Genomic DNA, 25153 nt, shown 5'->3' on the forward strand with positions numbered 1-25153 from the left:
GACGAGTTGAGCAGCCTCAACGGGATCGCGGTCTTGTTCGAGTACCAGGTGGCCGACGGCAAGTCCGAAGGCCGCCTGTTCGAGTGGAAGTAGCGCTGCACGACTCGGAAACCGACCTGATGCCCCCCTGTCCCGGTGAAGGATCCCTCGCCGGGCGGGCAGTTAGTTGCCCCGACCGCCTTGGTCACCAGGTCCCGATGGCGATCGATTCACTCGGGGGCTCGGTGAGGGTCCGCCTCGTGGGGAATGACTAGGTCCTTCAACGGCGCCGGGTCTGTGTTCGTTGCCTGCTGGAGGAGCCGATAGAACAGCAGCCCGCGGTTCTTGGCGGTGCGGCGGTTGAAGCGGAAGGTGAACTCGTCCAGGTAGTAGGCCAGCTGCTCCCTCGAGATGCCCTGGTGCAGGGTGCCGTCGATCCAGCGTTTGAGCTGGGAGGCGGCCATGTGGACGGCGGGCATGTTGACGTGCGCGGGGATGACCGATCCGAGCTGGGTGAAGTACTCGTGCTTGTAGCCGAGGTCGGCGAAGCGCCTCAGCTGTCTTGCCCCGTCGGTGGGATGGTGGAACCGGGGGCGACGACGCGCTGGCCGAACTTCACCAGGGCGAGCCTGCGGTCGGCCGGTCCGGGCTCGAGGCGGATCCGTCCGATCCGGTTGTGGTCCAGGTGCTCCGCGGCGACCAGGACCGAGATCTTGTCGGGGCCGACGCCGGGCATGCCGCGGTGGACCCCACCGATGAAGCTCTCGTCGACCTCGACAAGCCCGGAGAGCATCTCGCGGTCGGGCCGGACCATGGCCCGGCGCAGCTTGTGCATCCACGCCCACGCCGTCTCATACGATCTCATCCCCAGGACCCGCTGGAGGCCGAGAGCGGACACGCCGTTCTTCTGAGACGTCACGAACCACACCGCCGCGAACCACGTGCGCAGCGGAGTGCGGGTGCGGGCGAAGATCGTCCCGGCCGTCACCGACGTGGCCGGCGCCGGGCAGGTGGATGCACCAAGTGCCCGCCAAGTATCAGGGCCATACCCAAAGAGGTGAAGTATCACCTGCACGCCTGGGACGGGCACTAACACCTTCTCCTGGGCTGATGAGTCTGTGCACATTTGTTGAAGAGTAATACCCAAAGCCTGCTGCGGATGCGCCAGAGCGAGACCGGGCCGGTACCTCAACGGCATTGGGCAGCCCTCTGTGGGCGCTTCGGACGGAGCTTGGGAGGAATACTGGCGCCGTACGGAAGAGGCAGTGGAAGAAGCCCCCAAAAGATTCCTCCAAGGATGCTCGTACCAAAGTCCATCCGGACCTAATCGGACGAGACTGAATACTCCACCGGTCGAAGAACGGGCGACAGCAAGAGTGCGTTCATGTGCATCTTGTGACGGCGGGGCGTCGGCCCAGATCAGGCCAAGTCAGCCCTGGTCTGACTCGCAGGACGGCAGTTCAGCGTTCGATTCTGACAGCTTCCACGACGTCTTCCGCGTGCAGTGTGTTGGCCTGCCAGGACTCGAAACGACCATAGTTCCTCGGGTCAAGGATGTTCTCCCATCCCTGCTCGACTGCGGCCCTCAAATCCGCTGGCCGTTGCGCGATTCCTGCACCCCAGGCTCCCGCCCCCTGAGCCTGGCCCAGAAATCGTCGAACACGCGATTCATGCGGGCGATGTAGCCTTCATCGCTTTCGTCCGGGAGTGCGGGGATATGGGGGAACTTGTTCAGGACCGCATGCCAATCGCCATGGTGCGAGGGCAGCACCCGTTCCCGTGGCACCTTGCAGGTCAGCAGAACTTGCCCGATGGATTGCTTGCAGATGTCCGCTAGATCCTGGCGCGTGATCCGTGCCTAGAACCAGACGGCACCGTCACTCCCGGTGCTAAGTCGTGCTGCCATCTGCCGGAGCATCCAGTCATAGGCGCCGGCATGCAATGGCTCGACCAGGGAAGGTTCGGGCACAAGCACACCGGTTGAACGGAGGGCATCGAAAGCTTCGTCGCTCTGGATGGTGTGGAGAAGGAGCTGGTCTGCGGAGGTGTCGTAGCCAATCCGGCCCGGCAGGACGGCGTCCGCAGGGCCTCGCCGGTGAGATCCTTTCTGCTTACGCGTGGAACTTGACCACCTCGACCACTCCCCGCCAACTCGCGGCCGACTTTCTGGATGCGCTCCGGGACGGTTCTGATGGTCTTGATGCGCGATCCCGGATGAAGTCTTCGATCTGGGCGCCGTGGCGTTCCAGGTGGATATCGCGGCTGCCGTCGGAGCGGAGAGGTCGCTCGCGCACATCATGTCCCGGATGTTCAGGGTCTTGCCGGCGGTCACGGCCGGGCGGCCGGTTCGACCAGGGTGACGCCGGTGGCTTCGGGAAAGGAGTGGGCTTCGAATTCTCCGCTGGACGGGACGCCGGGCTGGACACGGTTCTGGTTGCTCATGCCCTCCTGTGTGCGGCTGGCCGCCCGCAGTGGCAGCTGCATGCGGACAGGGGCCATTGGACTCATCCGTGGCCGACGTTGGCGCGCCATGCTTGGGGCACGTCCCGGTGGCCCATGCTGGTGCAACGCGATGGTCCTATCAAGATGGCATGCGACATGCTCGATCCGAGAGGCAGGCACAAAATGGCAAACGTTACGCGCATCGACTGGACGATCCAGACCGGACAAGAGTTCTGGAGTGGCACGGACGACACAGTCATACTTGAGATCTACCGTGATGAGACGCTGCTGAAGCGCGGCAGTCTCGAGCCGGGACGCACGCCTCGCCTCGATCGCGGCTCGGTCGCGACATACTACTGGGTGTTCCAGAATCCGGATGGCCTAGGCGTCTCCGTTTCAGGAACTGCTGTGCCGTACTACGAGGTGTTCCGCGATGGGGTTGCGGGGCATCTGCGCGTGAAGCTAGTTGCCACGGGCGATGACGCATGGGAAAAGGTATCCATCGACAGCACCGTTTACACTGGCAATCTCCGCTCGGTACCCGGGACGATAGACAGCGTTAAGTGGGTCGAGGACTACGAGCCCTTTTTCTTTGGACAGGATGTGGTGATTACCACGACCCCACCGGGTTACGCCGAATGGAACCTCTACTATTGACCGGACCTCGGTGCTCACGCAGCAGCCCCTTCCTGCTCGGCGCGCGCGAGTGGGCCGTCAACCTCGAAGAGCGGCCTGCGGTATTTATAGATGACACCCGAGTCGCGTCCTCACTGCATCGCCCGCGGGGCCACATTCCCTTGACGAATGCCGGCCGGGCGGGTAGGACGGAGTCAATTGCGGGTATTCCGATCACAATCCGCAGATGAGCGTAACCCCAGAATTCGGGGCACCCGTTGCCTGTTCCTCTGGAACTTAGTCGCCGAGCAGATCGAAATTATCATGTCGTAAACGGGCAAATGGGGGCCAGGGAATAGCCCCGGTGAAGGACTTTCGCGGGTGCCGCACAACTGCTTCATCGGAGTCAGGAGTCTCAGTAGGGCGGATATAGAACAACCTGTAGTCGGGGTGGAGTCTAGATCCCCTACGCGACGCTAAATCAAGCCAGGCCACGCTTATTTGATGGGTGAGAAGCTATGAATGAGTCAATGCTTACGGAGATCGACGCTATCGCTGCCACGGGCAACGCAGTGTTGGCTGGTGGGGACGATGGCGTGGTTGAAGTCGTGAAGGCGGCTATCCTAGCCGATGTTTCCGCCGCGTTCTACCTTACGCAAGAGCAGTCACGGGCGGTCAAGGATTGGTACTGGACTCCAGAAAGAATCCGAAGCAGGGGACTTAGGGAAGTATCCGAAGAGGAAAGTGAGCGCATCAAATTGGAACTGGGCCTGGACCTCCCCAACTTTCGATTCACACCGAAAAAGTGCGAATGCGGGCATCTGTATGGTGCTTTCGATTTCCTGCAACAGGGCATCAAGCAGCACGGCCTGGAAACCGTACGGTCTGTGTTCACTTTGAAGTACGCCACCCTGTTGCAGGTGAACCCCACATTTAAAGCAGTTTGCCCCCATTGACAACCGGCCAATCAACGAACGGCCAAGTGACGAACAGCCAAGTGTCAACAGAATGACGATTGAACTCGGTGGCATCGAGTACGAAGGTCCCACGTATGGTGGATGCTGCTGTTGTGCGTAGAGCCCGTGAGTAAAAAGCCTCGTCTACACGGACGTTTCGTCACCCGGTGCATGGTGTTCAACCGGGTCTAGGTCTCGTCCTTCGGGCTAGTGGTGATCGGGGCCGTTGAGCCTGCTGTGCATCTCCGGCAGGGTGTACTCGGCGGGCGGGCGCATCTTCTCGGCGCGGAAAGGGGACGACGACCAGGGCGGTGCGCGGCATCAGCAGCGCCCGGCCTCGGCCCTCGTGCGAGTGGCGGCGGCGGGGCAGCAGCGCGCAGTAGTCGTTCGTGGAGATGTCGTCGGCGCGGGGATCAGGTTCACGGGTCATGCCCGTCATGTGTGCGGAACGCGGCCTCACCGGTAACGGCAAGGCCCTCACTGGGGTAACAAGTATGCGTTGACAGTCCGGACGGTGACGGAGCACCCTAGTGCCTGCCTTTTCCGTAGTGCCAAACTGTCGGGCACGTGGAACAGCTGGGGCGATATACCGATGCAGGAGATCGTCGCGGATGACGGCTGCCCGGCTTTCGAAGCGACCGTGAATTTCGACGACACTCTGGCCGGCCAGGAGATCCGGTGGGGCGTCCGGCTGGACGGGCCAGCGGGCGCGAACCAATGGGGGATCGTCACCGAGGACCCGGACCTGGCGGTGATCAGACCGGAATGCCACACCATCCTGCCGGCGGCCGAAGGACAGGCGACGGCCCGCTACTTTCTGACGCTCAGTCGGTTCCTGGGCGCCCAGAAGTTCTACCAGGGCGGCGCGGAACAACTCAGGTTCGCGGTCTGGGCGCCCAACGCGCAGAACGTTGAAGTTGTCTTCGGAGCGAAGGACAACGGCTACATCGACGACGGCGGGACCGGCATCGACGCGAACCGTCCCGTGGTGCCGCTCAAGAAGATCGGTGCCGGCATCTGGGCCAGCGATCCGCTGCTGGACTTCCAGTCCTATGTCGGCTTGCCATACATGTACCGCGTCCAAAACGCCCAAGGCGCCACACGGATTCGCACGGACATCCACTCCCGCTGGCAGATCGGCCGCGGCGATATAAATCCGAAGGACAAGCCGTGGGACGGGAGCCCGGATACCCTGGACGGCGGCGTCAGCTGCAGCGTCGTCATCGACCAGGACGTGGTGCGCGAAGAGTTCGAACCGACCACCGACCCGCCGAAGCAGATCAACGACGACGAGTTCTGGTCCTAGGAGTTCACCGCGGGGTTGCCGGTGCCAGTACGGCTCACAGACCTGGTGATTTACGAACTCCACATCGGGTCATTGGGATTCGGCAAAACGGGCCCGGGCACCTTGCAAAAATTGCAGCCGAGTACCGGCTGGGCTGAAGCCTGCAACGAAGTCGAAAGGTGTGGCGGTTCCCTGTTGGGAGGGAACCGCCACACCTGTCTACGGATGAGTGAGCAATAGCCTTGCTCAGTAGCCGACGGGCATCCTGAGCGTATAGGGCTCTTCCATGGCTTTGATCTCGTCGTCTGTCAGCTTCACGGCGAGGGCGGCGACCGCGTCGGGGAGGTGGTGCTCCTTGGTGGCCCCGACAATCGGCGCGGACACGACAGGGTTTTTCAGCACCCACGCAAGGCCACGTGCGCCATGGGAATTCCCCGCGCTTCTGCATTCTTTTGAACGGCGTCGGCAATGGGCTTGTCCGCTTCGCTGAAGCTCCGCTCGGCGACGGGGTCATTGGCCGCCCGTGCGGTGGCACCGCCCCACGGGCGGGCGAGCCGTCCCTTCGCGAGCGGGCTGTAGGGGATGCCTCCCACGCCTTGGTCAGAGAGGAGGCCGAACATTTCGCGCTCCTCTTCACGGTGCATCAGGCTGTACTGGTCCTGCATCGACACGAAGCGCGTCCACCCGTGCAGATCCGCGGCGTGCTGCATCTTGGCGAACTGCCAGGCCCACATCGCGGATGCGCCGATGTAGCGGTCCCAGGCGTCATCAAGGCTGGACCAGTACACATTGCACCGCTCAGTGGTCTGGTACTTCTTCTTATCCACGGGGGCCTGGCGCTGGACCACGGCGTCGACGGTGAACGTCTGATACGTCCGGCTGCTGCCCACCGTCCTGAGGGACAGAACCTTAAATCCCGCGCCGTCGTCGTAGAGATCCCGCAACCACCGCTCGCACTTTGCGACTGCCGTCTGTTCCGTGGCGACGTTGTCGAGGGGGGCGGAATCCTTGGCGGCGTCGGTTTTCGCGTTCTCGCCAATGGAGTAGGTGACGACTCCCACTTGGCAGGTCAGGCAACACGCACGATCTTGAACGCGTAGTCATTGAGGCGGACCGGCTTGGCCAGGGTGGAGCCGTCAAGGTCCACCATCGTAACGGCTTCGCCGCCGGTGAGTGAGCGGCTCCCCGCTGTCGTATAGGCGGATATCTCGTCGAAGTAGACGACGCCAAAGTGTGCCAGGGGGTTTGACGACGGGTGGTCGACGGTGCTCCGGCTGATCCCGGCGTTGACGGTTACGGCGGGCGGGAACCCGGAATTGAAACTGAAGTTCACCGTCTGCGACCTGGTCTCGTTCGCCAGGACGTAAGTGGCCCTACCGGGAGGGGACGTGCTAAGACATATCCCCGCGCTAATCACGTCGCCGGGTTGGACCGGGAGCCCGACCGTATCGACATTGAGGGCGGTGATCGTGGCTGTGACGTTATTCGTGGAGTCGACGGTCATTTCGACGTGTACGTCAAGGAATCCGAGACCCACGAACGTACGAAACTTATTGAGGCCTTGAGCGTTGGGAGTGTGCCGCAAATTAGGCACGGTCCAGGTGACCGCCAGGGTCGTAAACGGGTCACCGAAGCTGTCGAGCGTGTAGCCACAGGTTCCGACGGGGTACAGCAGCAACGCTTCGGGCGCCATATCGGACCCCGTCTGCGGTGGTCGAGGCACTTCCGCCTGCAGGTGTTCGAACGTGCGATAGCGGCGTGCCTGCCGATCCCACAGGGCGGACAGCCCAGGCTGGCTCTGACGATCGGGTCGCCGGGGGAGACCGTATCTGGCCAAGCTCTTCGGGTCGGCGGTTAACGGGTCGAAGTCCGCCGGTGGCGGTGTGGCCCCTGCCTCTTCGCGGCTGAAGCGTACCTCATTGGTCACGCCGTTCTCCCTTCCCGCGCTCCGGCACTACAGCCTTGGAGATGGTGCTGGCCATGCTAGCTCAGCCCGTGTACAGGCACCAGAGTCATTCGTGTCTCGCGAAAGATGCTCGCGGAACTCGGATCCGATAGGCGCCCTAGGCGACGGTGTTTGGGATGGTGACCACGACTTTGCCGAACTGGCTGTTGGACGCGAGGTACCTGTAGGCGTCGGCGATGTTGGCCAGGTCAAAGACCGCGTCGATGGTTGGTGTGAGGACCCTTTTTTCGAGGCCTTCGCTGATGAAGGCGACAGCCTTGTGGAGGTGGCTGTCATCTGCGTCCACTTCGTTCATGTCTTAGCCGCGGATGGTGATGCGTTTTTCCAGCATTGACAGGACCGGCAGCGATGTCGGGTCGCTGCTGAGGGCGCCGTAGATGACAACAGTGGCATAGGTGGCTACTGCATCAATAAGTTGAGCCAGCGGTGGCCCTGCCACCGGGTCGAAGATGACCTGCACACCGGCGCCGCCGGTAATTTGGTCCAGGCGGGCGGTGACGTCTTCACTCTCCGTGGCGATAACCGCTGACGCGCCGGCATCGAGGAGTTGTTGGCGCTTCGCTCCGGTCCGCGTCACGGCCACCGGCTTGGCGCCCACAATGTTGGCGATCTGGATGGCCGCGAGACCCACGCTGCTGGACGCGGCAGGGATCAGTTGTTTTCGTATACTCAGGCCAGATAGGCCAGATAGGCCAGATAGGCCAGATAGGCCAGATAGGCCAGATAGGCCAGATAGGCCAGATAGGCCAGATAGGCCAGATAGGCCGAAGAGGGGCGGTCCTGGTGGACCGCCCCTCTTCTTTCTTATTCCGGGGCCCAAGAAAACCTGGATCAACCAACCAAACGAAACCTCAAACTGTCACAGACAGCGTGATCTATTCCCGAATCCCACATGGAGGTCCGTTGGCCGCTTGATTCCACCGGCCAGCCGACCGAGACGAGCTACAATCCGAGCCACCAGACGGCCGTGCTGTGAGGCAGTTATGAAATCGAGAGGTTGGCGCTGACACTCCACTTGGACCAACCCGTCCAGATGCCAAGGTCTCTCGAGCCTTCCTGGATGGAAGCCTTGTGGAAGACTTCCTCGTCTAGGGCCTCCCCGTTGACGAGCGTGCGGACGTTGTTTATGGTGAGCGTCTTGCCGGCCTCAACACGGTAGTTGTTCCACGACGATGCACCCAAGAAATCGTTGCCGTTGAAGGGAGGGAGATACGTGTAGTCGTCTTCCCAACGTTCTTGCTTGATGAGCACGTCCCGGGCCTTCGCGCAGTACACCTTTATCTTATAGTTGACCAGCGTGACCTTGTATTTGGTGTAGCCTGCAAATTCCGGCCTCTCTGCTTTGACCGAGCAGACAGTTTGGGTGGTGGCTGCCTGGGCCGGGGCGGCCAAGGCAAAGGGAACGGTTGTCAGTGCGAGCGAAGCCGCGGCTATGAGAGCAATTTTGCGGCGTGCAGTTCGGGATTTTTTTGCTGGTGTTGTTTTGGAAAACATTTGATTCACGCTCCTGGGCGATGATCGGGTGGACGTCCTTGACTCATGTGTCACATAGCGTGGGCAGCCGTGTCAGTCCTGATTGATTGGAAATGGATAAACCTCGAGAGGCCCAAATTCCGATTCCGGATTCGTTTAACCCGGTAACTCCATGTTGCGTCCGGGTTGGAATTGGGCACTACCGTGCCAGCACGGTTTCCGAGAAGCAGGCTCCCCCGGAAAAGCGCTGCGGCAGTAGTGTCCCGAATCCGACCCTGTCATTCACAACGTTATCGACGACCTGGGGCAGCTTCCCTCAGGTGTGCTTGGCGCCCTGACATAGGCCCAGAATCATCACTTAGCTCCTGGAGGTTTTTTGCCTTTGTCAGGAACTAGCCTTGGCGGCTGCCGCTCTGCTGTCATGGTGCTACCTTTTATGCGCCGCGCCAGGACCTGTTGACTCCTGCAGCCGGTCAGCACGAGTCTCGTCGCCGATCAGGGCCTTGGGGGTCTGTGCCGTCCAAAGATGCTGTTGAGTCATGAACAAATACCATTCATCCCGCTGAGCAACATGCACTCGTCCCCGAAAACCGCCTCCCCATTTCCAACAACAACGAGTTCCGTCTAAGACTCCGTCGGTGCGAGAGCGCCGGCAAGGGCGGACAACAGTGCCAGCACGGAAGCCGTGGGTCGTGCGCGGTCTCAGACTGGAAGTCCCGGTTCAAGGAATCGAAAATTCCGCCAGATCAATCCACCTGCAACCATTCAAAAGGAAATCTAGTGAAGATCTGTCACTTTCAACGTTCCTCCATTCGTCATGGATACAAGAACGTTAACGTGCACGCTTATGGGACAGCACGCGGACGAATACTGGAAGAGTCCTGATTGCGGTCAGCCTAAACCCAATCGGATCCGTAAATGCTCTCCCTTCCGATGCTGCACCCGTCGTTAGGCAACCTCCGGGCATGCGTGGAGGCGGCAAACGCTCGCAGGGAGTGGTTCCTTGCGCGGATGCCGATTACAGGCCGTACCACCCTGGGTATCGCATGCCAGCGCCTTCGCTCAAGCGCCGACGGTCTCGTTGCAGAGCATGTGAGAGACGGGACTGCGCGTGATCGGCGCGCGCAGATACGTCAGGAATTGCAAATTGTTGGCCAAAATTGGCGATTAACCTGTCCAGGCATATACGGAGATATTGTCATCCTTTTTCGTCCGAAGCAGACACTGTTCCCCAAGCACCTCAGCTGAAGGCAGCGCTTCTTCGCGGGTGGCGGCATGGTGGCATTGGTTAGGCCTTCTCCGAGACTGCTGGGGTCAGAGTCAACGAGAGTCACGTTCAGCAGGACTGGCAGCCATCCTGCCAGCTAGTCGCCAGGCCAGCCACCACCCATTAGAGAGTCAACGCGCCGGGCCGGCATCATCTGGTGCACGGCCGTAGCGTCGGTTGGACAGATGAAGGCAGAAGATCGACTGGTCGATAACGGTGCGTGCGCTGCCGTGAAGGCGTTGAAGTCAATCCTTTGAAGGAACCGGGATGGCTGGGTGGAATGCTGACACTGCCGCCGGGCCTCTGGGCGCCGGGACGGTCACCTTGGTGGAGGGTTCGTCCTTTTGCATTTCCTCGGCGAACGGCGATCTCCAGCCTGAGTACCCGCACGGGGTTTTCTTCGAGGACACCTGCATCCTGTCCCGCTGGAATCTAACCGTTAATGGTGAGCCCTTGGAGTCGCTGGCCGCCAGGACGCAGGAGCCGTATCGTGCCCTCTTTGTCGGCCGCGGACGCTGCTCGGACGGGTATGCGGACAGTCCGCTGATCGTGGAACGCCTCCGCGAGGAAGGTGCCGGAATCCTGGAGCAGCTCACCGTCCGAAACTACTCACCGACCCCTGTCGAGTGCGTCGTTTCCCTTAAAGTCGAGGCGGACTTCGCGGACCCCTTTCGCTACGGCTTCATAGCCGAGGCGCAGCGCATCGCAACGGCCCTGTTGGAGGCGGCCGAGTACTCAGAGGGGCGGCTGCCCGAACTTTTCTGCGGCTTCAGCCGCGAGCACTTCGACGAACCCGTGCCCTACCCCACGGCCTGCTGGCCCCAGGCTTGGGCCGCCACCACCCCCCATCATGCTGGTCAAGAGCCTAATGGGCTACTACGCCGACGTTGCCCGCGGCGGCCTTTGGATGAATCCAGTGCTCCCGGATTCCTACGGCGACCTGCACATAACCAACGCCCCCATGGCCAACGGCCGGATGACCATCGACATCTCCGGTGCCACCGCCACCATCCAGGGGCTGCTCGAGGGCATGGTGTTCCAGCACGGATCTCGCCCTTGGGGGGGCGACCCCGTGGAACAGGCCAGAAGGCGCGGAAAGGCTTAGCAGGATCGACACGTCGGCAGTGACCTTCTCATTTGTCCGAAAGTTCAGTGCGCGTCTCTGGGTAGTGGTGTTTCATCACTACAGAAACCCAATTGGCCACTTCGAGAGAACCGCCGCCCTTGGCTGGATACAGCATGCGCAGGTATGCGGGACAGAGCATGCACACTAAGGCGTGATAAGCCCGGGACGGGCAGCGCGGCGCCTCGTCGTCACCAGGGTTATCAGCAGTCAAATAGCAACAAGCAATTAGTCGAAAGCTGGCTGACCACAGGGACTGGCGAGAAGAGCGAAGAGGACCCGCTCCGCTGAGAAGCTGAGATGCTCTTGGAGGTCCAAACAGGACCGCAGCAGAGGTCTCAAGCAGGACGCCAACCACGCCGAAATCGCGTTACTGTCGGCCGATGTCATTTGTCTCAAGGTGTTTCGCCATGGCATCGGCGGCCTCGATCCACCGCGTTGCGAGGGCCTTCGGGCTCAATGGCTGAAACAGGCTGTTCAGGACCTTTTCTACCGCGTCATACGCCGCGTCCCTGACGCGCTCCCGCGCGGCCGGGCTGCCGGAGCCCACCATGGCGTTTGATGTCGCGGTAATAGGCTTTCGGACCTCCGCACCGTTGACTGTGGCGGACGCAGGGCTGGTGGTGTGGGCAACCGCGAGTCCGGCGGCGAGGGCTGGAGCGTCGCTTGGACCGCGAAACATGATGCCTATCATTTGTGATACTCCAATGGCTAGAAAGGGTCGGTCAGTCTTCGCTCCGAGCGTCGCCCAAGAATGTTCGGCGGGTGTGGCACGGCTGCTCCGGCGGGAGGGGTGCGGTTACTTCCGGATTTCATTAACCCCTGGCTCCATATTGCGTCGCGTTGGAATTGGGCACTACCGTGCCAGCACCGTTTCCGTGAAGCAGAGTGCCGCTGCGGCGGTAGCAGCCAGACACTGTCGTGCACGACGCAATTGACGAGCTGGGGAAGTTTCCCACAAGGGCGTTTGTCCGCAGGCCCAGAATCATCACTTAGCTCCTGAAGATTCTCGTATCCGCGTCAGGAACGGACTTTGGCGTCCGCCAAGATTGGTCGGAGCCCGCTCTGCCATCGTGGTGTTACCTCTTATGCGCCGCGCCAAGACTTGTTGTCTCCTGCATCCGGTCGGCACGAGTTTGGTCGCAGGCCGAGGCCTTGGGGTTTGTGCCGTCCAAGGATCTGTTTGAGTGATGGAATACCATTCCTCCGGCAGAGCAATTTCCGCCCCGTCCCGAAACCATCTCCCGCATTTCCAAGAGGACTGGATGGCCAAACCAGCTCTGGGGAGAAGTTGAGGTACAGGTCAGCTTTGTGTGGTGTGCCTACACCGAAAGCACGTGCCTGGGGATCTGCGTCCCGTTAGCATGGAGTTACGCGGCTCTACATGAGAAGAGGCGTCCAGATGCCCTACCAGATTCTGACCCGGGACGAGCATTTCGGCGGTGATGGCAGCCCGAAGCGCATTCTTGCACTTGACGGCGGCGGCTTGCGTGGCATTTTGAGCCTCGGGATTCTGGAAAAGGTCGAGGATCTGCTGCGGGAACGCCATGGCGGCGCCGACGGCTTCCGTCTTTGCCATTACTTCGACCTGATTGCAGGCACGTCGACCGGGGCGATCATCGCGGCGGCTCTTGCCCAAGGCCGGAGCGTCGGCGAAGTCAGGGACAGGTATTTCAGCCTTGGGCGGCGTGTGTTCGAACGAAGCCTGTTGCGCCAGGTTCTTCTGCGCGCCAGGTACGACGAGCGGGCTCTGGTTTCCGAGCTGAAGGATCTCTTCGGTGTGGACACCACCTTGGGCGGCCCCGAGCTGTTGACCGGATTGCTGGTGGTCATCAAACGCCTGGACAGCGGCAGTCCGTGGCCGGTGAGCAACAACCCCCGGGGACGGTATTTCGTTGCTGGCGCCAACGGCAGGATGGGAAACCGGGATTATCCCCTCTGGCAGGTTGTCCGGGCCTCCACCGCTGCGCCGTCCTACTTTGTACCGGAAACGATCACCATCACTGGCGGACGCAGTGTGAGCCCCGTGACCGGGAGTTTCGTCGACGGTGGTGTCAGTCCCTTCAACAACCCTGCCCTGCAGGCGCTTATGTACGCCTCGTTGGAAGGCTACCGTGTGGGCTGGGAGACCGGTGCCGATAGGCTGCTGCTTGTATCGGTCGGGACAGGCGCGGTGGATCCTGCCGTCAGTATGGCAAAACTGACTGCCAGTCATGCCGTGCGGGCGCTGAAGTCCGTGCTGCAGGATTGTGCCGTGCTGCAGGAGACAATGCTGCAGTGGATGTCCGCCAGCCCTACCGCGAGGATGATTGACCGGGAATTGGGGGAGCTGGAGGGTGATCTTCTAAACGGTGCCCCGTTGATGAGTTACCTGCGTTATAACGTGGACCTGCGTCCGGAGAGTGTCCGCGCCCTGGACGGAACCCTTGCCGCTATGGACACCGTCCCCTCGCTGAGTGCGATGGATGCCCCGAGGAATATGGAGGCCCTCCACCGGCTGGGCAGGCTGGCCGCGGCACGGGATGTGCGGGAAACTGATTTTGGCAGTGTATTTGACCTGCCGCAGGCGTGAACGGAAGGGGCTATTATGAGGGAGCTCCGACGCTACAGGCGCTTTCCGGACCAGTACGTCGTCGCCATTCCTTTGCGTCTGGACACCGACGGGTTCAGCTACCGCAAGTGGGGCGGCGAACAGCAGTGCAAGCCCGGGGACTGGCTGGTGGACGACGACGGCGACATTCACACCGTCGACGCGGACGTCTTTGCGGCCACTTACCGCCGGATCCACCGCGGTGCCTATGTGAAATCCACCCCGGTCTGGGCTGAGGTCGCCTCGGAAGCCGGCAGCGTGGTGACCAAGGAAGGCCGCACCTACTACGACAGGGGTGACGTCGTCGTGTTCAACAACGAAGACGGCACCGATGGCTACGCGATGACCGCCGAAAGGTTCAATTCCCGCTACGAACCGGACCAGTGAGGGAAGCGGCTGTGTTGGCCTGCGGCGTGGATAGCCGGCAAGCACATCGGCTAGTGGAGGGTGACCTGGTGGGCGTGGGGGGGGCTAACGCCCCTCCAGGGCCCCGGCCGCCAGACCCTGTGCAGCGGCTCATACAGTCAGAGCAGGGCCATTGTGACCTGTGCGATGCACTCCCAGTTCTCGAGGATTGTGCGTTCTCCAGTCAGCTCGAATCCGTTGCGACGGTACAACCCACGCGCGCATGACCCGGCGAAGACCGCGGAAGTGGGACAACAGAATATGCGAATGCAGAAGCCTGCTGTTCGTCTGAACAACGAATCCGCCGTCCGGAGATGGCGGTGTTTGTAGACCGCAGATTGGCCGCGTTCATCCTGTCGCATCCGAAATAGGATGGCGTGCATTTTCAGTGGAGTCGGGAAACGACTGCTCATTCGATGGAGGGCACGTTCTAGACGTCGCCATTGGCTCTGGAAGCTGAGTTTGCGCGTGAGCCGTCCCATTCATCCGCCTGAGGAGTTAAGACAATTGCGATGAGGTTTAGGGCGACTTGAACTGGCCATTGCAGTGCGGTCCACTCAGGTGGACCATTGTCACCATGGGAAGGCCCTCGTTTCCCTCTGCCGGTGGAGGTTGCAGACGTACCAGTCATGATCGCAGGGCCGGGAAGCGCGTCATTTCCGTGCTGCCGGGACAGTCTTTGAAGCTTTGCAGGCGACGAAATTTTGGACATTCGTGCGCCATATCGGGACGGCCGACTTCCGGGCGTCGTGCGAGTCCGGCGTCCAGGGCGGTGACAGTACAATGTTGCTGCTACGCGGAGACCGGCCCTGTAGCGGGGTGATCACTTGTCACGCATCTTTCTGAGTCATTCGAGCCGGGACACCCCTCAGGCCATCGCATTGAAGCGGTGGCTGGTGCAGCAGGACCCCGGTCTTGCCGACGAGATTTTCCTGGATCTTGATCCAGTGACGGGTATTGCGCCGGGTGAGCGGTGGAAGGAGGCCCTGCTTCGGGCCAATGAGCGGTGCGAGGTGGTAATCTGCCTGCTCTCTGCCAGCTGGGAGGCCTCCCGCGAATGCATGGCCGAGTACCGGACCGCGGAGAATCTGGGAAAGCTGATCCTGTGTGCCCGGCTGGAGCCTCTGGAGGAGGAAGGCGTCACCGGCGAATGGCAGCGCTGCGACCTCTTCGGCAACGGACCCACCACCGACATTCCAATTGAGGGCCAAGACAGCCCTGTCGTTTTTCTCATGGATGGCCTCCGGCGGCTGCACCAGGGGCTGCGCCGTGCAGGGATCGGGGCCGAGCACTTCGCCTGGCCGCCGCCGAAGGATGCTGGACGGTCCCCCTTTCGGGGGTGGGAACCGTTCGAGGAAGCGGACGCGGCGGTATTCTTCGGCCGGGACGGACAGATCGTGCGGGGCTTGGATGCACTGCGTACCATGCGCAGCTCCGGCGTCGAGTCGCTGTTCGTGATCCTGGGTCCGTCGGGCGCGGGCAAGTCCTCGTTCCTGCGGGCGGGTCTCGTGCCGCGGCTGCGGCGTGAGGACCGGCAGTTCCTGGTGCTGGAAACCGTGCGCCCCGAGCGCAACCCGCTCACCGGGGACCGGGGCCTCGCCTGCGCGGTCCATTCCAGGCGCATCCATCTGGGACTGGACACCCCCACTCTGGGAGCCATCAAGGATGCGTGCACTCGGGTGGACACGGCACAACTGAAGGAGTGGCTGGCCGAAGCCCGGCAGGCGGCCGCCGAACGGCTGCTGGAGGTGCCGGTCGGGACACCGCCGCCGACCCTGGTCCTACCGCTGGACCAGGCCGAAGAGCTCTTCAGTGCCGACGCCGGCCCCCAGGCACACCGGTTCCTGGATCTGCTTGCCGGACTGCTGGATCACGAAGACGGGACCGTGCCGGCGTTAATTGTTGCCGCAACGGTCCGTTCGGATTTCTACGAACCATTGCAGACCGCACCTGAGCTGGCCGGGCTTAAAAGTGTCGTCTTCGACGAGCTCAAACCTATGCCGGTCGCCCGGTTCAGGGAGGTCATCCTTGGCCCCGCAGCCCGTGCCACGGGGGCGGGGAGACCGCTGGAAGTCGAGACTGTTCTGGTGGATCGGCTGCTGGAAGAAGGCGTTCAGGGCGCGGACACCCTGCCGTTGCTCTCGCTGACCCTGGCACGCCTGTACCAGGACTACGGCGGCGACGGAGATCTCCGTTTGGCCGAATACCATGCGATGGGTGGAATGCAGCAGGTGGTGCAACACGAGATCGACACTCTGCTGTCGCCGGACTCTGCAGTGCGGCGGGGCCAGTTGGAGCTGCTGAAATCTGCGTTCATTCCCTGGTTGGCGACCATCAACCCAGACAACGACCAGCCGGTTCGCCGGATCGCCCGCCTGTCCGATCTACCGAACGACGCCCGGCCACTCATAGACGCCATGGTGGGCCGGCGTTTGTTGGTCGGGGACGAGCGCGGCGGGGAGACCGTGATCGAAGTAGCTCTGGAGAGCCTGCTGCGCCAATGGCAGGATCTGGCCGGGTGGCTGGCCAGCGAGCAGGAGGACCTCAAGGAGGCCGACAACCTGGAACGCGCCGCAGCCGCTTGGGAACGCAGCGGCCGCAACGAGGCGTGGCTCTTCGAAGGAGAAAGGCTGAGTCGTGCCGAGACACTGTTCGGAAAACCCGGATTCCGGGAACGGCTGGAGCCTGCCCGCGAGTTCCTCCGCGCCTCCCGAAGCCGGGAGGAGGAACGGCTCGCAGCTCAGAAGAGACGGCACGATGCCGAACTACGGGCTGCCCGCGACAAGCAGGAAGTGGCCGAAACGCACGCAGCGGATTTACGGAAACGCTCTCTCATACTCAAGATCGTCCTAGCATCAGCGGTCGTTATCACCATGGTTGCCGCGGCTGGCTTCGTGTGGGCCTCCTTTGCAGAGCGCGAGGCCACCGCGCGCGACCGCGAAGCCACCGCTCTTCGTCTTGTATCGGAAGGTCTGTCCATGCTCGAAGGAAACCGCGGCGGCGGCGATGCAAACGGTCTGAAGCGCATCCTCGCCGCACAAGCGATTGCCTCGACAGCGGGAGGCGAAGGCGCACTACTAAGCGCTGTCAATATGAATCGCGACCTGCAAAAAATCATAGAAACGCCGGCCAAAATCAGCAGTATGGCGTTTAGCCCGGACGGCAACCGGATACTCACCGGCGGACCAGACGGTACGATGCGGCTGTGGGATGCTGAAACTGGCCAGGCTCTCGGCGAACCGATGAGTGGACATAAAGAGCTGGTAAACGGTGTCGCGTTCAGCCCCGACGGGCGCCGGATCCTTTCCGGCGGCGACGACGGCACGGTTCGAGTGTGGGACCCGGAGACGGGCCGGGCCCTCGGCACACCGATGACCGGACACGCGGGTGCGGTGACGAGTGTCGCGTTCGACCCCGACGGCCACCGGATCCTTTCCGGCGGTAACGACGGCACGGTTCGAGTGTGGGACCCGGAGACGGGCCGGGCCCTCGGCACACCGATGACCGGACACGCGGGTGCGGTGACGAGTGTTGCGTTCAGCCCCGACGGCCACCGGATCCTTTCCGGCGGTAACGACGGCACATTGCGGCTGTGGGACCCGGAGACGGGCCGGGCCCTCGGCGAACCGATCACCGGACACAAGGAGGCGGTGACGAGTGTTGCGTTCAGCCCCGACGGGCGCCGGATCCTTTCCGGCGGTAACGACGGCACGGTTCGAGTGTGGGACCCGGAGACGGGCCGGGCCCTGGGCGAACCGATGACCGGACACAAGGGTGCGGTGACGAGTGTCGCGTTCAGCCCCGACGGCCACCGGATCCTTTCGGGGGGTAACGACGGCACATTGCGGCTGTGGGACCCGGAGACGGGCCGGGCCCTCGGCGAACCGATGACCGGAAACAAGCGTGGTGCGGTGACAAGTGTCGCGTTCAGCCCCGACGGCCACCGGATCCTTTCGGGGGGTAACGACGGCACATTGCGGCTGTGGAACCCGGATACGGGCCGGGACCTCGGCAAACCGATGACAGGACACAAGGATGCGGTGACGAGTGTCGCGTTCAGCCCCGACGGTCACCGGATCCTTTCCGGCAGCCGAGACGGTACGGTGCGGCGGTGGGACGCCGAGAGGGGCCGGGCCCTCGGCGAGCCTTTGACCGGACACAAGGATGCGGTGACGAGTGTTGTGTTCAGCCCCGACGGTCACCGGATCCTTTCCGGCAGCCGAGACGGTACGGTGCGGCGGTGGGACGCGGAGACGGGCCGGGCCCTCGGCGAGCCTTTGACCGGACACAAGGATGCGGTGACGAGTGTTGCGTTCAGCCCCGACGGCCACCGGATCGTTTCCGGCAGCCGAGACGGTACGGTGCGGCGGTGGGACGCGGAGACGGGCCGGGCCCTCGGCGAGCCTTTGAACGGACACAAGGATGCGGTGACGAGTGTTGCGTTCAGCCCCGACGGGCGCCGGATCGTCTCCGGCGGCACCGATGGCACGATAAGGCGTTGGGACGCAGAGACGGGCCGGGCCCTCGGCGAGCCTTTGACCGGACACAAGGATGCAGTGACGAGCGTTGCGTTCAGCCCCGACGGGCGCCGGATCGCCTCCGGCGGCACCGATGGCACAGTGGAGCGGTGGGACCCGGAAACGGGCAAGTCCCTCGGTAAGCCGATGACTGGGCACTTGAATGGGGTGTACAGCGTGGCGTTTAGCCCCGACGGCCGCCGAATCAGCACCGGGGGTAACGACGGCACGGTGCGGCTGTGGGACGCGGAGACGGGTCAGCCCCTCGTTAGACCGATGACCGGACACCAGGGCTCGGTGTACAGCGTTGCGTTTAGCCCCGACGGCCGCCGAATCGCCTCCGGGAGCGACGACAGCACAGTGAGGCTGTGGCCCGCACCCCAGACCCCGTCCGACACATTGTGTACCAAACTTTCCCAGAACATCAGCCACAAACAGTGGCGTGAGTGGGTGGCTCCGGGCATCGACTACATCGAGGTCTGCCCCGGCCTTACCGTTCCCCCGGACACGCCAGGCAACCGTCGGAAAAATACTAACCCAAGCCAAGATTGAGACCAGGCGGAAGCAAATCCACCCATGGGCAGAACGTGACCAGAGGACGAAGTAATAAGCCGAATATCCGTGTATATTGCTCTGGCCGGTGCACAGTGCTACAACGGAGGCACGACTCCGAGTATGAAAGATGCTGTGGGTCAAGTTGAGGGGCAGATTGCATTGCGGGCCCCACGTCATCACGACGGTGTGCTTGGTCGTCTTTCACCGTCATTTTCGTCCACCTTTGGAGGTGGGAGGGAAACTTTCTGTCCGCTGGAATGTGCGTCCGCATTGGGCCCGGGCCTTTGTACGGCGAATGACGACTCCTTCCGTTGCTCCGCGCCAGCAGAAGGCGTTCCCAAATTTGACCCAAGGGCTGGCTTGTTAATGACCGTGGCTGAGGCTGTAACACATGTAGCTGAGATGGAGATCCCGGCCTCGGAATTGCCCTGGGACGGAAGTGCAAATGACTCCGCGACAACTCACTTCTGTAATCGGGGTGACGACGGGCTTCGTAATCCTAGTCGTGGTCTGCGTCGATTGGTCACCCACAGCCCTACAGGACCCTGCTCGAACCTTAAGTTTGAATGCCCAAGGGGTACTCCGGTGGGGGGAGAATCCGAACCGGATTCCGTTTACAGTTTTTGAACTCACACTGTTCTTGGGCGTGGGCTTAGCATTCGTTCTGGCTGGTGTGACGGCGTGGCGGAGCCGGCCTTCCCGGAATCCGGGGCTGTTGTTGATTGTGGCGGGTTGGCTTTGGCTGGCGTCCGGGATTCGCCGTTCCAGCGACCCGGTGGCGTTTACGCTCGGTGTAACTCTTACGCTGATGTATCAGCCTCCTTTGCTGCAGTTGGCGCTCAGCTTTCCGTCAGGAACGCTGCGCGGCCGAGCTGAAAAAACTGCCGTAGCGTTCTTCTACATTTTTTGGCTGTTTGCCCCCGTAGCAGGCTGGGCCTTCTTTGATCCACGCCTCCATGTCACGGCAGGGGAGTCCACGTCCCGCAATCTGTTGCTTCTCTGGGACAGCCCGTCTCTCATGACCACCCTCGGGAACGCAATCCGCATATTTCAGATCTCGGTGGGAGTCGCGATCGTAACGGTCCTGATCGCCCGTTGGCGCGCAGGGACAAAGGCCTACCGGTCGGCATTCCTGCCGCTATGGCTTGCCGTAATCGTAAAAACAGCGGCCACCGTGTGGGTGTCCCTCGCGGTGATCCAACTGTCTGGATCTCTGTCCTCGGAAGCGTTGCTCTGGCAATATCCGGCGACCGCAATTGTGCCGCTGGCAGTATTGTTTGGTCTGTGGCGCTACCGTTTCGCGCGTGGCACATTGGGTGATCTCATGGTGGAAGTGGGCTCAGCCCCGGTTAGCGACAGACTAATCGGCGCGCTTCGGCGATCAGTCCATGACCCCACCCTCACTTTGCTGCGTTGGTTCCCCGATCAGGCGTCCTTTGTTGACAGCAAGGGAGTTCCCCAGGCGTTGCCGAATGGTTCAACCGGACGCGCCTCCATGGTCTTGGAACGCCACGGAACACCAATAGGGGCCCTGGTTTTTGACGAAACCCTCCAGGACCAGCCGCAGTTGCTTGCCGCCGTGCGCAGCGCAACGTCGCTGGCGTTGGAAAACCAGCAGATGGAACAACAGCTCCGGGACCAACTCATTGAGGTCCGTCGCTCCAGGGAGCGAATCGTAACGGCTGGCGACTCCCGGCGTCGCCAGCTTGAACGGGATCTTCACGACGGAGCTCAGCAACGTCTGGTTGCCGTGTCGATGGAGCTGGCGCGGGCCCAGCGGATGACGGATTCGCAGGAGGTACAAAGCCTAGTCGGGCAGGCAAGGGCCGAGCTTTTGGATGCACTTGACGAGTTGCGCGAATTGGCGAGGGGCGTGTATCCCCCCTCGCTTCGGGAGAGAGGTTTGGTGGGCTCCCTGACCGCGTTAGCGGAGCGATCATCACTGCCCATGGAGCTGGACCTCAGGACGGACCATAGGCTTCCGGCTCACGTGGAGCTGGCTGCCTACTTCATCTGCGCAGAAGCCGTCACCAATGCTACGAAGTATGCCAAGGCGGCCTGGGTGCGAATCTGCATCGACGGAAACGAAAAGGAGTTGCGAATGGAGATCGTGGACAACGGAATCGGTGGTGCGCGGCCGGGACTCGACGGCGGGTTGCTGGGGATTGCGGACCGGGCAGCGGCACTGGGAGGCTTATTGTCCATCGACAGTCCTGAAGGCAGAGGGACGACGATACTTGCCGTTCTTCCCTTCTCTACGGACCCGGAAGGCGACCTGCCATGACACTGCGTGTTGCCATCGCTGAAGACTCGGCATTACTGCGCCGGGGATTGTCCGCCCTGTTGCAGTCCGAAGGTCTAGAAGTCGTAGGTGAGGCTGCCGATGGCCCGCATCTGCTGGAAGTGATTGACAAACACGGGGCCGACGTAGCTGTGGTGGACATCCGGATGCCCCCCAGTTACACCATTGAAGGCATCCAGGCCGCCGAAACAATAAAAAGCAGACACCCCGAGATAGGCGTACTCCTCCTGTCCCAGTACGTGGAAACGGAAAACGCGATGTCCCTATTGAAGAATGGGGCCAAAGGCTTGGGCTACCTGCTTAAAGAGCGGGTGTCCGATGTTGACGAATTCATTGACGCCCTGCATCGCGTAGCTGCGGGGGGAACGGCCATCGATCCGGAGCTTGTTACACGACTGGTGACCCGTCCACACAAAGGTCACGATCGAGGCGATGACCTTACGAGCCGGGAGAAGAGCGTCCTTGAGTTAATGGCCGAAGGGCGCACCAACCAGGCAATAGGGAAGTCGCTCTTCTTGGGTGAGCGGACCGTAGAGGCCCATATTCGGAGTATTTTCCTTAAGCTCGAGTTGAGGCCCGAGCCCGAGGACCACAGACGTGTGCTTGCCGTCCTCACGTACCTTCGAGGAGTCGGACAGAGCCGAGGTACCGCATAAGTGGCCGTGGCCACGCTTCCGACGGGAGGACGGAATTACTAGGCAGCGATCGTCCCGTCCATCGAAACGCTATCGGCTGCTGCCCCGGCAATTTCGGCTGCCTCCAGAGGGGCCAGGAGGAGGGCCCGCTGGGCGGCGGACAGTGCGTGCGGGAAGGTGAGCGCCAGATGTGCCAGGTGTAGCGCGGCGACGATGTAATGCGTGCCCGCAGCGCTTCCGAGCGACCGCGCTACGCCGGTCCTAATGCGTTCTAGGTCCAAGGAATTCCCATAATTTGCTAGGGCCATCCGTGCGAGCATGTGCTGCGGATGCCTCTGGACCTTCCTGTCCATCTCGACCGTGGCCTGCAGCTGTGTTTTGGTCCAGCGATGATCCAAGAGTCGGCTCGAGTCCTCGTCACCCGTGCGTTGTCCCTGGTGGATCGTGCTTATCGATTCAGGTATGGACAACATGACGTACTCCTTCGGATTGCTGAGGCTAGGCAATGGAACTCGTCGGTTGATCCGTGCCATCTGGCTAGGTCCATAGTGCCTTCCGGCTTGTGGGGTCAGGATCCGTGCCAGCACGCTTTCTCGCGGAACGGACAGCGCAGCTCTGTCTCCGGCGTCGCCGGCCCCTCTGCCAAATGAGCCATGAGGTCTACGCGTGGGGCCGAAGGCAAACGCGACCCGCACTCACAGGTTGTCTCCACCAGGGCTTTGACCTGAGCGGCGCGGTAATCGGGCGGCTACAAATTGACCGGTGAGCGATGAAAACGATGCTGGCCATCAAGCAGTTCACCTGTGCACGGCACCAACTCTGAGCGCACCGCCAGACTCGCGCAGCATACTCGCACCTGCGGGCGCTGCATGGAATCAGTCAGCGGATGTAGGCGGGCCAGCGTGCAGCAGCTCCACAACTTTCCGCGGTAGGGCGACTGCAGGGTCCGTCGCACGCATTCGTTATCTCCCAAGGCGAGGAGACCAAGGACGACGGCCCGCTCGACGGCGAGGAGGGTGCGTAGTCATGCCGGGCCATCGCTCGTGCGGGATTACGTGAGCATCGCGGTAGGAAGCCCCGGCGCGCGCTGGGCCAACGTGGAGTGCCTAGCCCGTCGTCGTAGCGGTATCACGGGCCGCGCCGACAAGAGCGTCTGCAGCTCTTATAAGGGTCAGGTGTGAGAAAGCCTGCGGATAATTTCCGGCCATGCGGTTGCCGTTTGTGTCGTATTCCTCGCTTAGTAGTCCCAGGTCATTTCCATAGCCGATGAGCCTGTCCATTAGCGTCTTTGCTTCGGGAACCCGGCCGCTGCGGGCGTACTGCTCTACGAGCCAGAAAGAGCACGCAAGGAACGGATGCTCTCCGGGTTCAAGACCGTCCAGGCAAGTTTCCGTCCGGTAGCGAATCAGCAAGCCGGTCCCGTCGAGCAGATCGCGTTCCAAGCGAGACACCGTTCCCAAAATTCTGTCGTCGTTATAGGCCAGAAAGCCTACTTGTGGCAGAACGAGCAGGGACGCGTCGACCTCGGTGCCCCCATACGTCTGGGTAAAGGAGTTGATTTCACTGTTGAAACCCTGCTCCAAGATTTCGGCACGGAGTCCGTCCCTGATCTCCACCCATCGCTCCACCGGGCCGTCGAGCCCGTGTTCCTGTACAGCCCTTACTCCGCAATCCATTGCGGCCCACATCATGACGCGGGAATGGGTGAAGTCCCTTTTCTCACCCCTCATCTCCCAGATGCCGTGATCCTTGCGTTTGATGTTGTCCTCTACAAAGAGAAGCATTTTTCGCTGGAGGGGCCAGGAAAAATGATCCTCATGCACGCCTTGGTTGCGGAGCCTTGCCAAGGCAACCATGACTTCACCCACAACATCACCTTGATATTGGTGGACAGCCCCGTTGCCGACCCGAACTGGGGCGGAGCCTTCGTAGCCCGGCAAGTGGGCCAAAATCCGCTCGGGCAGGTCACGCTCACCAGAAACTCCATACATGATTTGAATATCGTGGGGGTCGCCGGCGATAGCCCTGAGCAGCCAGTTCCGCCACTGCAGTGCCTCCTGGTGGAAACCATGGGTCATCATGGCATCCAGCGTGAGGGCGGCATCACGCAGCCAGCAGTAGCGGTAATCCCAGTTGCGTTTACCGCCGAAATGTTCTGGCAGTGAGGTGGTCAGGGCGGCCACAATTCCCCCGGTCCTGTCATGCGTTAGTGCGCGCAAGACGAGCAGTGAGCGTTCTACTTCCCTGTCGTAGGTTCCTTGTGGGATGTAGTTGCTCGACCAGCTCCTCCAGTAGGTGGCAGTCGTTTGCAGCGCCCGACCGACGTCGATCGCTGGCGGAGGCATATCGTGGGATGAGAATGCCTGTAATTGCAGATCGAGTGTCTGACCGGCTTCGATGGTGAACTCACCCACGTGCGAATAATCAGGTCCAGCTAGGGGCAACGCATCCGCTCTAAGCATCACAGCTTGCGGTCCGGCGATGGCAAGCAGCGCCTCCCCATCGTCGTCGTGGATCCGATGAACCCACGGCACGATCTTTCCGTAGCCGAACCGCAGCACCAGTTCTTGGCGCATCAGGACGTGCCCATGTAAGCCCTGCACCCTGCGGATCAGTGCATTGCCTCTTCCACCGATTGGCATGTATTCGGTGACCAAGATTTCACCGGTTGCGGTTCGCCAACACGTCTCCATTATGAAAGTGGAGGGCAAGTACCGGCGGACGCACTGGGCGCGACCAGTGACCTGTTTATCCTCATGAGCTGGGGCGAGTAGCCACCGGCCGTGATCCGTGGTCCCAATTAAGGCTCCGAAAACAGATTCAGAGTCGAACCGCGGTAGGCAGAGCCAGTCGATACTGCCCTCTCGTGAGATTAGCGCGCCAGTGCGAAGGTCGGAAATAAAACCGTATTCCTCGATCCGTGGGGTCATGTTCCTAACATAATCACAACCAACGGTGCGCCGGAGGCACATTCCTGACCCGAGTATTTAAGTCGCGGTGACGAATCTTTATTACCGCCGCGCTAAGGCGACGTTCTTCGACA

15 protein-coding genes and 3 pseudogenes are annotated in these 25153 nt (G+C 61.7%); 9 read left to right on the plus strand and 9 right to left on the minus strand.

Annotation, left to right across the window (positions count from 1 at the left end):
• Positions 1–248: 248 nt before the first annotated feature.
• Positions 249–973 (minus strand): annotated as a pseudogene (locus tag MRBLAR12_RS12600) (IS1595 family transposase); the annotation flags it as partial.
• A 1631-nt stretch (positions 974–2604) separates the two neighbouring features.
• Between MRBLAR12_RS12600 and MRBLAR12_RS12605 the strand changes: the two are divergent.
• From MRBLAR12_RS12605 to MRBLAR12_RS12615, 3 genes are all read left to right on the plus strand, one after another.
• Positions 2605–3078: a hypothetical protein gene (locus MRBLAR12_RS12605; RefSeq protein WP_364746453.1), complete on the plus strand. Its 474-nt coding sequence runs from the start codon at positions 2605–2607 to the stop codon at positions 3076–3078.
• A 488-nt stretch (positions 3079–3566) separates the two neighbouring features.
• Entirely contained in the window at positions 3567–3992 is a 426-nt protein-coding gene (locus MRBLAR12_RS12610) for a hypothetical protein (protein WP_364746455.1), read from the plus strand.
• Between the two features lie 592 nt (positions 3993–4584).
• Entirely contained in the window at positions 4585–5298 is a 714-nt protein-coding gene (locus MRBLAR12_RS12615) for a hypothetical protein (protein WP_364746457.1), read from the plus strand.
• Between the two features lie 225 nt (positions 5299–5523).
• Here MRBLAR12_RS12615 and MRBLAR12_RS12620 read toward each other — a convergent pair.
• From MRBLAR12_RS12620 to MRBLAR12_RS12640, 5 genes and pseudogenes are all read right to left on the minus strand, one after another.
• Positions 5524–6011: pseudogene (locus tag MRBLAR12_RS12620) on the minus strand (aldo/keto reductase).
• A 335-nt stretch (positions 6012–6346) separates the two neighbouring features.
• Positions 6347–6970 carry a G1 family glutamic endopeptidase gene (locus MRBLAR12_RS12625; RefSeq protein WP_364746459.1) on the minus strand — a complete coding sequence of 208 codons (624 nt, stop codon included), beginning with the start codon at positions 6968–6970 and terminating at the stop codon, positions 6347–6349.
• 370 nt (positions 6971–7340) lie between these two features.
• Positions 7341–7538 (minus strand): zinc-binding dehydrogenase, encoded by a 198-nt coding sequence (locus tag MRBLAR12_RS12630; RefSeq protein WP_364746461.1) that lies wholly within the window; start codon positions 7536–7538, stop codon positions 7341–7343.
• 3 nt (positions 7539–7541) lie between these two features.
• Positions 7542–7874, minus strand: a complete 333-nt coding sequence (locus MRBLAR12_RS12635; protein ID WP_364746463.1) for a zinc-binding dehydrogenase — start codon at positions 7872–7874, stop codon at positions 7542–7544.
• A 350-nt stretch (positions 7875–8224) separates the two neighbouring features.
• Positions 8225–8737: a hypothetical protein gene (locus tag MRBLAR12_RS12640; RefSeq protein WP_364746464.1), complete on the minus strand. Its 513-nt coding sequence runs from the start codon at positions 8735–8737 to the stop codon at positions 8225–8227.
• 1513 nt (positions 8738–10250) lie between these two features.
• On the opposite strand from MRBLAR12_RS12640, the pseudogene MRBLAR12_RS12645 reads away from it, so the two are divergent.
• Positions 10251–11088, plus strand: a pseudogene (locus MRBLAR12_RS12645) (glycogen debranching N-terminal domain-containing protein).
• Positions 11089–11476: 388 nt separating this feature from the next.
• Here the strand turns inward: MRBLAR12_RS12645 and MRBLAR12_RS12650 are convergent.
• Positions 11477–11788, minus strand: coding sequence for a hypothetical protein (locus tag MRBLAR12_RS12650; protein WP_364746466.1), 312 nt, complete (start codon positions 11786–11788; stop codon positions 11477–11479).
• A gap of 720 nt (positions 11789–12508) precedes the next feature.
• On the opposite strand from MRBLAR12_RS12650, the gene MRBLAR12_RS12655 reads away from it, so the two are divergent.
• The 5 genes from MRBLAR12_RS12655 (at position 12509) to MRBLAR12_RS12675 (ending at position 22131) form a co-directional block, all read left to right on the plus strand.
• A complete protein-coding gene (locus MRBLAR12_RS12655; RefSeq protein WP_364746468.1) occupies positions 12509–13678 on the plus strand; it encodes a patatin-like phospholipase family protein in 1170 nt (389 codons plus the stop codon).
• 15 nt (positions 13679–13693) lie between these two features.
• Complete coding sequence (locus tag MRBLAR12_RS12660) at positions 13694–14083, plus strand: hypothetical protein (RefSeq protein ID WP_229994521.1); 390 nt, start codon at positions 13694–13696, stop codon at positions 14081–14083.
• 845 nt (positions 14084–14928) lie between these two features.
• Positions 14929–19170 (plus strand): TIR domain-containing protein, encoded by a 4242-nt coding sequence (locus MRBLAR12_RS12665; protein WP_364746470.1) that lies wholly within the window; start codon positions 14929–14931, stop codon positions 19168–19170.
• A 727-nt stretch (positions 19171–19897) separates the two neighbouring features.
• Entirely contained in the window at positions 19898–21457 is a 1560-nt protein-coding gene (locus tag MRBLAR12_RS12670) for a sensor histidine kinase (protein WP_364746476.1), read from the plus strand.
• Positions 21454–22131 (plus strand): response regulator transcription factor, encoded by a 678-nt coding sequence (locus tag MRBLAR12_RS12675; RefSeq protein WP_229994525.1) that lies wholly within the window; start codon positions 21454–21456, stop codon positions 22129–22131. Before MRBLAR12_RS12670 ends, MRBLAR12_RS12675 begins: the two co-directional genes overlap by 4 nt.
• A gap of 38 nt (positions 22132–22169) precedes the next feature.
• Here MRBLAR12_RS12675 and MRBLAR12_RS12680 read toward each other — a convergent pair whose 3' ends face one another.
• Both MRBLAR12_RS12680 and MRBLAR12_RS12685 read right to left on the minus strand, forming a co-directional pair.
• The gene (locus MRBLAR12_RS12680) at positions 22170–22583 is read right to left on the minus strand and encodes a hypothetical protein (RefSeq protein WP_364746472.1); all 414 of its coding nucleotides are present in this window, start codon (positions 22581–22583) and stop codon (positions 22170–22172) included.
• A gap of 633 nt (positions 22584–23216) precedes the next feature.
• Positions 23217–25082: a glycoside hydrolase family 15 protein gene (locus MRBLAR12_RS12685; RefSeq protein ID WP_356815773.1), complete on the minus strand. Its 1866-nt coding sequence runs from the start codon at positions 25080–25082 to the stop codon at positions 23217–23219.
• Between the last annotated feature and the right edge of the window lie 71 nt (positions 25083–25153).

This window comes from Arthrobacter sp. LAR12-1-1.1 (assembly GCF_040676555.1).
Lineage (GTDB): Bacteria > Actinomycetota > Actinomycetes > Actinomycetales > Micrococcaceae > Arthrobacter.

Coding starts and splice junctions, on each gene's coding strand:
- MRBLAR12_RS12605 (WP_364746453.1), top strand. CDS start 2,605: ATGGCAAACGTTACGCGCATCGACTGGACGATCCAGACCGGACAAGAG.
- MRBLAR12_RS12610 (WP_364746455.1), top strand. CDS start 3,567: ATGCTTACGGAGATCGACGCTATCGCTGCCACGGGCAACGCAGTGTTG.
- MRBLAR12_RS12615 (WP_364746457.1), top strand. CDS start 4,585: ATGCAGGAGATCGTCGCGGATGACGGCTGCCCGGCTTTCGAAGCGACC.
- MRBLAR12_RS12625 (WP_364746459.1), bottom strand. CDS start 6,970: ATGGCGCCCGAAGCGTTGCTGCTGTACCCCGTCGGAACCTGTGGCTAC.
- MRBLAR12_RS12630 (WP_364746461.1), bottom strand. CDS start 7,538: ATGAACGAAGTGGACGCAGATGACAGCCACCTCCACAAGGCTGTCGCC.
- MRBLAR12_RS12640 (WP_364746464.1), bottom strand. CDS start 8,737: ATGTTTTCCAAAACAACACCAGCAAAAAAATCCCGAACTGCACGCCGC.
- MRBLAR12_RS12650 (WP_364746466.1), bottom strand. CDS start 11,788: ATGTTTCGCGGTCCAAGCGACGCTCCAGCCCTCGCCGCCGGACTCGCG.
- MRBLAR12_RS12655 (WP_364746468.1), top strand. CDS start 12,509: ATGCCCTACCAGATTCTGACCCGGGACGAGCATTTCGGCGGTGATGGC.
- MRBLAR12_RS12660 (WP_229994521.1), top strand. CDS start 13,694: ATGAGGGAGCTCCGACGCTACAGGCGCTTTCCGGACCAGTACGTCGTC.
- MRBLAR12_RS12675 (WP_229994525.1), top strand. CDS start 21,454: ATGACACTGCGTGTTGCCATCGCTGAAGACTCGGCATTACTGCGCCGG.
- MRBLAR12_RS12680 (WP_364746472.1), bottom strand. CDS start 22,583: ATGTTGTCCATACCTGAATCGATAAGCACGATCCACCAGGGACAACGC.
- MRBLAR12_RS12685 (WP_356815773.1), bottom strand. CDS start 25,082: ATGTGCCTCCGGCGCACCGTTGGTTGTGATTATGTTAGGAACATGACC.